The 8,064-nt window shown below is 70.0% G+C and carries 7 protein-coding genes; 3 read left to right on the plus strand and 4 right to left on the minus strand.

Annotated features, from left to right (window positions below):
- Positions 1 to 18: 18 nt before the first annotated feature.
- The 3 genes from FM069_RS04340 to tadA all read left to right on the plus strand — a co-directional run bounded on the left by FM069_RS04340 (position 19) and on the right by tadA (position 3,647).
- Positions 19 to 1,566: an ABC transporter permease gene (locus FM069_RS04340; RefSeq protein ID WP_143487072.1), complete on the plus strand. Its 1,548-nt coding sequence runs from the start codon at positions 19 to 21 to the stop codon at positions 1,564 to 1,566.
- A 210-nt stretch (positions 1,567 to 1,776) separates the two neighbouring features.
- Entirely contained in the window at positions 1,777 to 3,147 is a 1,371-nt protein-coding gene (locus FM069_RS04345; protein ID WP_143487050.1) for a multicopper oxidase family protein, read from the plus strand.
- Positions 3,144 to 3,647, plus strand: a complete 504-nt coding sequence (gene tadA / locus FM069_RS04350) for a tRNA adenosine(34) deaminase TadA (protein WP_143487051.1) — start codon at positions 3,144 to 3,146, stop codon at positions 3,645 to 3,647. The genes FM069_RS04345 and tadA overlap by 4 nt, the downstream gene beginning before the upstream one ends.
- Before the next feature lie 190 nt (positions 3,648 to 3,837).
- Here the strand turns inward: tadA and FM069_RS04355 are convergent, their stop codons facing one another.
- The 4 genes from FM069_RS04355 to mltF all read right to left on the minus strand — a co-directional run.
- A complete protein-coding gene (locus tag FM069_RS04355; protein WP_143487052.1) occupies positions 3,838 to 5,595 on the minus strand; it encodes a hypothetical protein in 1,758 nt (585 codons plus the stop codon).
- Positions 5,592 to 6,563 (minus strand): glycosyltransferase family 2 protein, encoded by a 972-nt coding sequence (locus FM069_RS04360; RefSeq protein ID WP_143487053.1) that lies wholly within the window; start codon positions 6,561 to 6,563, stop codon positions 5,592 to 5,594. Before FM069_RS04360 ends, FM069_RS04355 begins: the two co-directional genes overlap by 4 nt.
- Before the next feature lie 12 nt (positions 6,564 to 6,575).
- A complete protein-coding gene (locus FM069_RS04365; protein WP_143487054.1) occupies positions 6,576 to 6,923 on the minus strand; it encodes a hypothetical protein in 348 nt (115 codons plus the stop codon).
- 97 nt (positions 6,924 to 7,020) lie between these two features.
- On the minus strand, positions 7,021 to 8,064 hold a 1,044-nt coding region (gene mltF, locus FM069_RS04370; RefSeq protein ID WP_143487055.1), incomplete at its 5' end, for a membrane-bound lytic murein transglycosylase MltF.

The raw sequence follows: 8,064 nt of genomic DNA on the forward strand, positions 1-8,064 counted from the left end.
GAACAGGCGCTGCCGGTCATGGCCCCGGCGCGGGCGTCGCGTCGGCGGCGGGCGCCACCCATCTGGCTGCAGTTGCCGGTGCTGGCGTTGCTGCTGGTGGCCGCGTTGCCGCTGTTCTACGTGGTGGTGCGGGCCTCCCAGAGCGGTTGGCACGAGGCCTGGGCATTGCTCTGGCGCCCCTTCGTCTTCGGCCTGCTAGCCAACACCCTCAAGCTGATGGTGCTGGTGACCGTCGGTTGCGCGCTGATCGGCCTGGCCCTGGCCTGGCTGGTGGAGCGCAGCGACCTGCGCGGCCGCCGGCGCTGGAACGTGCTGCTGTGCCTGCCGTTCGCCATCCCCGCGTTCGTCAGCGGTTTCACCTGGATTTCCATCAGCCCGCTGTTCGAGGGCCTGGGCGGGACGGTGCTGGTGATGGTGCTGTCGAAGTACCCGCTGATCTACCTGCCGGTGGCCGCCACCCTGCGCAGCCTCGACCCGGCCCTGGAAGAGTCGGCGCGGATGCTCGGCTACAGCCGCCGCCAGGTGTTCTGGCGGGTGACCCTGCCGCTGCTGCGGCCGGTGCTGATGGCCACCAGCCTGCTGGTGGCGGTGCACATGCTGGTGGAGTTCGGCGCGCCGTCGATCATGCGCTATCAGACCTTCACCACCGCCATCTACCAGCAGTTCGAGCTGGCCTTCAGCAACACCAACGCGGCCATGCTCTCGGCCCTGCTACTGGCGCTGTGCATGCTGCTGCTGTGGGGTGAATTCCGCCTGCGCGGGCGCGGCTATGCGCGTACCGGCCAGGGCGTGGCGCGCCGCGCCGCGCCGGTGCGCCTGGGCGGCTGGGCGCTGCCGGTACAGCTGCTGCTGGTGGCTCTGGTGGCGGTGGGCTGCGGCACGCCGCTGACCATGCTGGGCTTCTGGATCTACCAGGGCAGCTCCGCCAGCTTCCCCCTGGCGGCGTTGCTGGAGGCGCTCTGGTCGTCCCTGTCCCTGGGCTTCGGCGGGGCGCTGCTGAGCTGCCTGCTGGCGCTGCCGGTGTGCCTGGTGGTGGTGCGCTACCACGGGCGCCTGGCCGGGCTGGCGGATCGCCTGCCGTACCTGCTGCACGCGCTGCCGGGGCTGGTGATCGCCCTGTCCCTGGTGTTCTTCGCCCTGGGCTACGTGCCGGCGCTGTACCAGACCACCGCGCTGCTGCTGGTGGCCTATGCGTTGCTGTTCATGCCCATGGCCCAGGGGCCGATCCGGGTCGCCCTGGAGAAGGCGTCGCCGAGCCTGGAGGAGGCCGCGCGGACCCTGGGTCATCCGCCGCTCTCGGCGTTCCTGCGGGTGACCCTGCCGATCATCTTCCCGGGGATCGGCGCCGGCTTCGTGCTGGTGTTCCTCGACACCATGAAGGAGCTGACCGCCACCCTGGTGCTGGGCCCCACGGGCCTGGAGACCCTGGCCACCGCCGTCTGGACCCACACCGCCAACCTGGAATACGCCGCCGCCGCCCCGTTCGCGGCGCTGCTGGTGCTGGTTTCCGGGCTGCCGGTGTACCTGCTGACCACCCGGGCCTACCTGCGCCAGAGCGGTGCATGAGCCCGGCGCCGGCGGCATCCTGCCGCAGCCATGCGGTGTCGCCGGGGCGGGGCTCTGTGCCAGAATGCCCGCCTCCGGGTCGCCCCGTGGTCGGGTCGGCACCGCGAGCAACGTCTCCGCCAGAGAGGCGTCCGGCCGGGCGCACCGCCGTGCGCCGGCCTCCATTGCCTGATGGGTCCGCGACGTTTTCCCCACGAGGAACCTGAACCCATGTCCTTTACCCGCAGACAAGTCCTGGCCGGCCTCGCCGGGCTGGGTGTCGTCGGCCTTGGCGTCGGCGGCGTGCGCTACTGGCTCGGCCGGCCCCTGGACGGCGCCAGCCACGACTACGAACTGATCGCCGCCCCGCTGGACGTCGAACTGGTGCCCGGCCACCCGAGTCCTGCCTGGGCCTACGGCGGCCAGGTGCCGGGGGTCGAGCTGCGCTGCCGCCAGGGCGACTGGCTGCGCGTGCGCTTCATCAACCACCTGGAACAGCCCACCACCATCCATTGGCACGGCATCCGCCTGCCCCTGGAAATGGACGGCGTGCCCTACGTGTCCCAACTGCCGGTGCTGCCCGGCGAGTATTTCGACTACCGCTTCCGCACCGTGGATGCCGGCAGCTTCTGGTACCACCCCCACACCAGCAGCTCCGAGCAGCTCGGCCGTGGCCTCGTCGGCCCGTTGATCGTCGAGGAGCGCGAGCCCAGCGGCTTCCTCCATGAGCGGGTGTTGAGCCTGAAGACCTGGCATGTAGACGAGGAGGGCCGCTTCACCGCCTTCAGCGTGCCCCGGGAAGCGGCCCGCGAGGGCACCCGCGGGCGCCTCACCACCATCAACGGCACACCGGTGCCGACCCTGGAACTGCCGGCCGGGCAGGTGGTGCGCCTGCGCCTGCTGAACCTGGACAACACCGTCACCTACCGCCTCAACCTGCCCGGCGCCGAGGTGCGCATCTACGCCCTGGACGGCCACCCGGTGGCGCCGCGCCCCCTGGGCAAGGAGTACTGGCTGGGGCCGGGCATGCGCATCGAGCTGGGGGTGAAGGTGCCGGACGGCGGCACCGAGCTGTCCCTGCGCAACGGGCCGCTGCGCCTGGCCACCCTGAAGAGCGTTGCCAGCGAGGCGCCGCCCGGCGACTGGCCGCCGGCGCTGCCGGCCAACCCGGTCCCCGAGCCGGACCTGGAGAAAGCCGAGACCCTGCGCTTCAACTTCGAGTGGACCGCGGCACTGTCCAGCAACGTCGACCGGGGCGGCGCCTACAGCTTCTGGCAGATCAACGGGATCGCCTGGGACATCAAGGACAAGACCTGCGCCGACCGGCCCATCGCCACCCTCAAGCGCGACGGCCACTATGTCTTCGTGCTGCGCAACATGGCCCAGTACCAGCACCCGATCCACCTCCACGGCATGGCCTTCAAGGTGCTCAGCTCGGATCGCAAGCGGATCGTCCCGTATTTCACCGACACCTACCTGCTGGGCCGCAACGAGACCGCGCGCATCGCCCTGGTGGCGGATAACCCCGGCGTGTGGATGTTCCACTGCCACGTGATCGACCACATGGAAACCGGCCTGATGGCCGCCATCGAGGTGAAATGACCCGGCCGCGCCAGACACGCCCGCCGCGCATCGTCGACCGTAGCCAGGACCTGCGCTTCATGGACGAGGCCCTGGCGCTGGCGCGGGCCGGCATGGCCCTGGGCGAAGTGCCGGTGGGTGCGGTGCTGGTGCGCGACGGCGCGGTGATCGGCCGTGGCTACAATTGCCCCATCACCACCCACGACCCCAGCGCCCACGCGGAAATGGTCGCCCTGCGCGCCGCCGCCGCCGCCCTGGCCAACTACCGCCTGCCCGACACCACCCTGTACGTTACCCTGGAGCCCTGCAGCATGTGCGCGGGGCTGATCGTGCATGCCCGGGTGGCCCGGGTGGTGTTCGCCGCCCCCGAGCCCCGGGCCGGGGTGGCGGTCAGCCAGGGCCAGTTCTTCGCCCAGGACTTTCTCAACCACCAGGTGCTGGTGGAGGGCGGCGTCCGGGCGGAGGAAAGCGGCGAGCTGCTGCGGCAGTTCTTCCGCCGCCGACGCCAGGCTGCCGACTGAAGGCCGGCGGCTCGAAAAGATCGCTTCTTCGATACCGCTCAACGGATGCCGCTCGGGTTGCGGCTACCCAGGCGCACCACGCGGAGTGGCAGGTCCCCGCCGGAGAATGATCGGCCAGCCTCTCGCGGATCAGCGCCACCCAGGCTCAGGACAACCTGGGCCTATGGGCCCCGCGCCGAGCCCCTCCGGATCACGGTTGCCCGTCGATCTGCTGCCGGTAGCGCTGGCTGCGGGTGATGTAGTGGATTTCCAGGTTGTCCAGCTTCAGCCGCGTGCCCACCGGGCAGCGGAACCGCAGCCGCAGGTCGCCGCCCTGGGGGATCAGGGCATCCAGTTGCAGCGTGCCGGTACTGATGAGCTGGGGCGGCGCCATGTGGTTCAGGCGCAGCCGGCTGCCGCGCACCTGGCCGTCCGGCCGCAGGTAGTCGAACTGGATGTAGTCGCAGTCGGGATCGAAGTCCTTGGCCTCGACGCGCACCACCGGGAAGCCGCCCAGGAGCGGGAATTCCAGGGTATTCCAGCGGATGCTGGCGTCCTGGGCCAGGGTACGGGCGCCGTCGCCGAGGAACGGGTTGCCGTCCAGGCCTTCCAGCTGCAACTGGCCGGGGTTGGCCACCGCGACCCGCTGGTGCGGCACGTGGCTCAGGTCCGGCATCAGCGGCCGGCTGTAGCGCTGGTGCAGGGCGCCCGCGACCGCCCCCAGCAGCAACACCCCCGCGACCCCCGCCAGGACTCGCCACTGCCGCAGCATCTGCCACAGCCCGGCGATGCCGAAACCCGCCAGCAGGGTCAGCGGCAGCTCCAGGGCGCCGACCGCGTAGCGGGCGCTGTGCATCACCAGGCTCATGATCGCCAGCTGGTAGGCAGCGACACAGCCCAGCAGCCAGAGGACCGGCTCGCGGCGGTAGCGCCACAGGCCGACGCCGGCCAGGGTGATCAGCAGGACGTGCCAGGTGCGCGCGTTGAACGGCTTGCGGCTCAGGGTGGCCTGGCTGAAGAACAGCGTCGCGCCGGCCTTCTGCAGCAGCAGGTCGGCCAGCACCGGTGCCGGCAGGTCGGCCAGGGCCGCTTTCGCCGCCCGGTTCAGCCGGCGATCGCCCTCCAGGGACAGGTGGTAGGTCTTGTCGAGGATCAGGAAATGATCGTGCAGCAGGTTGTAGTAGGGCGGCTCGTAGCCGGCCACCGCCGGGTTGCTGCCGAAATACAGCGCCGCGCCGCTGCCGGTGGCCACCATGGGCAAATCGAAGGTGACCTTGTTGTAGCCGATGTAGGCCAGGGTGCCGGTCCCGGCGATCAGGTGCAGCACCAGCCAGCGGGTCGCTACCTGGCGCAACGGCGGCGTTCCGCGCCAGGCCAGCAGCAGGCAGGCGCCCAGGGCCGCGACGATCCAGTAGACGTAGGTGGCGCGGGTGAGGATCGACAGCAATAGGGCGAGGCCACCCAGCAGCACCGGCCAGCGGCGATGTGGCCGCTCGAACAGCAGGGCCGAGCACCACAGCCAGACGCCGATGCAGAACAGCTGCAACGGCTCGCTCAGGGCCGGTACCAGCACTTCCGGCAGCAGCGGGCCGAGGGCCAGCAGCCAGGCTACCGCGGCCCCGGCGGCGAAGCCGGCGACGCGCCGCAGGGTATCGAAGGCCAGCAGCAGGAGCAGCCCGCTGAGGACCAGGTTGCCCTGTACGGCGAGGGCGTTGTCGGCGCCGAACAGTGCCAGGTAGAGGTACGAACCGGGGGCCACCACCAGGTGCGCCGGGTCGGCGAACAGCCCGCCGGCGTCATCCAGCACCCGGCGCGCCAGGGGCAGGTAGGTGATCTGGGTATCGAAGGCCAGCAGGTGGGCGAAGGACGACAGCCGGTAGTGGAGCTGCTGCACCAGCAGGGGCAGCCACAGGCCGAGCAGCAGGGCGACCGGTCTGCTGCGCAGCGTCGCGAGGAAGCGAGCGTTCATTCGAGGTGGGTCGAGTGGGGCGTCAGTTGGGGGTGCAGCGGTTCCTGGGGCGTGCTGCTGATGTCGTAGTGCAGGAAGGCGATCAGCAGCTGCGTGCCGATCAGGATCGGCAGGCCGGCGAGCATCACCGTGCCGCTGGTGGCCGGCACCCCCTGGAGGTCGCTGTTCAGCCATTCGGCGAGGCCGAACAGGCTGCCGCCCAGCACGAACAGGGCGCCCAGCAGGCTGTACAGCGAGCCGATGTTGAAGTCCCGCAGCCAGTAGTTGTAGCCATAGCGGCGCAGCAGCCGCGACAGGTGCTTGCGGGCGAACTCCGGCAGCACCTTGCGCACGTCCAGCCCCGAGGTCTCGTCGGCGTACAGGGCGTCCATCGGCACGTCCTTCACCACCGCCCGCACGGTGTTCAGGCGGAACAGCATGTCGGTCTCGAAGAAGTAGCGGGTTTCCAGCTTGTCCAGGGGCAGCTCCCGCAGCACCTGGGTGTGGATTGCCGTGTAGCCGTTGGTGGGGTCCATGACGTTCCAGTAGCCGCAACTGAGCTTGGTCAGGAACGACAGCATGGCGTTTCCGATCAGCCGCACCCGCGGCATGCTGCGCAGGGACTCGTGGCGGTAGAAGCGGTTGCCCTTGGTGTAGTCGGCGCGGCCCTGGAGGATCGGCCGGACGAAGTAGGGGATCAGCCGCGGGTCCATCTGGCCGTCGCCGTCCACCTTGACCACGATGTCCATGCCGTCGGCCAGGGCCTGGCGGTAGCCGGTGGCCACCGCGCCGCCCACGCCGCGGTTGACCGGGTTGCGCAACACCTTGACCCGCGGGTCCTGGCAGTGGGCCTCGATGAAGTCACCGCTGGCGTCGGGGCAGCAGTCGTCCACCGCGTAAATGGCGGTCACCGACGGCGGCATCGCCGCCAGCACCTGGAGGATGTGCGAGCGGACCTTGTAGCAGGGAATGGCGACGGCGACCTTCATGGCGAACCTCGATCAGGTGGAAGCGGCGATCACGACGCCGAGCAGGATCAGCCCGCCGCCGAGGAACGTGCGCAGGTGCAGGGCGGAGCCGAACACCAGGTGCTCCAGCACCGGCACGATGAGGAATGCCAGGCCCATGAACGGGTAGGCCAGGTACAGCGGGACGTGGCGGAGGATCCAGATCCAGAACAGGGTGGTGACCCCGTACAGCGCCAGGGCGGCGATCAGCGCGCCGTTGAACACCCAGGCCTGCCAGTCGGCGGCGTTCTGGATGTTCAGGGCGGCCTGCTTGAACAGGATCTGGCCGGCCGCGATGCCGGTGACGCACAGCAGGGTGGCGAAGACGTAAAGGGGCGACAAGGCGAATCCTCTGCACGGGCGGCGCGAGGCGGAGAGGCCCGCGCGAGCCGCGCATGGTAGCGGTTTCGCCCCGGCGGATTCCAGCGTGGCGCGCGGCTCAGTCGGGCAGGCTCTGCGCCGGCTTTTCCTTGAGGACGGTGGGCAGGTGCAGGGCGCTCTCGGCGATGGCATTGCCTTCCATCTGCGGCTGGGTCACCCAGGTGAGGATGTCGTAGTAGCGGCGGATGTTCTGCACGAAGTGCACGGTCTCGCCGCCGCGGGCGTAGCCGTAGCGGGTCTTGCTGTACCACTGCTTCTGGGCCAGGCGCGGCAGCATGCTCTTCACGTCCAGCCACTTGTTGGGGTCCAGGCCTTCCTGGCGGGCCAGGCGACGGGCGTCGCCCAGGTGGGCGATGCCGATGTTGTACGCGGCCAGGGCGAACCAGGTGCGGTCCGGCTCCTTGAGGTCCTCGGACAGCGCTTCCTTGATCAGGGCGAAGTACTTGCTGCCGCCGAGGATGCTCTGGCGGGGGTCCAGGCGGTTGGCCACGCCCATGGCCTGGGCGGTGCCCTGGGTGAGCATCATCAGCCCGCGCACCCCGGTCTTGGAGGTGGCGCCCGGTTGCCAGAGGGACTCCTGGTAACCGATGGCGGCCAGCAGCCGCCAGTCGATCTCGTGTTCCTGGGAGGCGTTGCGAAAATGCGCCTCGTAACGCGGCAGGCGCTTCTGCAGGTGCTTGGCGAAGGTGTAGGCACCCACGTAGCCGAGGACGTCCACGTGGCCATAGTAGCGGTCCTTGAGGCGCTGCAGGGTGCCGTTGTCGCGCACCCCGTCGAGGAACCGGTCGATCGCCTGGAGCAGGCTGCGGTCCTCGCCGGCGGCCACCGCCCAGCCCAGGCTGCGGGCGTCGCCCAGGTCGAAGGCGACCCGCACGTTGGGGAAGTAGACCTGGTTCATCGCCAGTTCGTTGGAGTCCACCAGGGTCAGGTCGATCTGGCCCTCGTCCACCATGCGCAGCAGGTCCACCACCTCCACCGCCGAGGACGCCTCGTAGTTCAGCTCGGGGATGCGCTGCTTCAGCTCGGCCAACTGCTCGGCGTGGGTGCTGCCCTGCAGCACCATGATGCGCTTGCCCGGCAGGTCCTCGGGGCGGGTGGGGCG

The organism is Pseudomonas mangiferae, assembly GCF_007109405.1.
Lineage (GTDB): Bacteria > Pseudomonadota > Gammaproteobacteria > Pseudomonadales > Pseudomonadaceae > Pseudomonas_T > Pseudomonas_T mangiferae.

Coding starts and splice junctions, on each gene's coding strand:
- FM069_RS04360 (WP_143487053.1), bottom strand. CDS start 6,563: ATGAAGGTCGCCGTCGCCATTCCCTGCTACAAGGTCCGCTCGCACATC.
- FM069_RS04345 (WP_143487050.1), top strand. CDS start 1,777: ATGTCCTTTACCCGCAGACAAGTCCTGGCCGGCCTCGCCGGGCTGGGT.
- FM069_RS04355 (WP_143487052.1), bottom strand. CDS start 5,595: ATGAACGCTCGCTTCCTCGCGACGCTGCGCAGCAGACCGGTCGCCCTG.
- tadA (WP_143487051.1), top strand. CDS start 3,144: ATGACCCGGCCGCGCCAGACACGCCCGCCGCGCATCGTCGACCGTAGC.
- FM069_RS04340 (WP_143487072.1), top strand. CDS start 19: ATGGCCCCGGCGCGGGCGTCGCGTCGGCGGCGGGCGCCACCCATCTGG.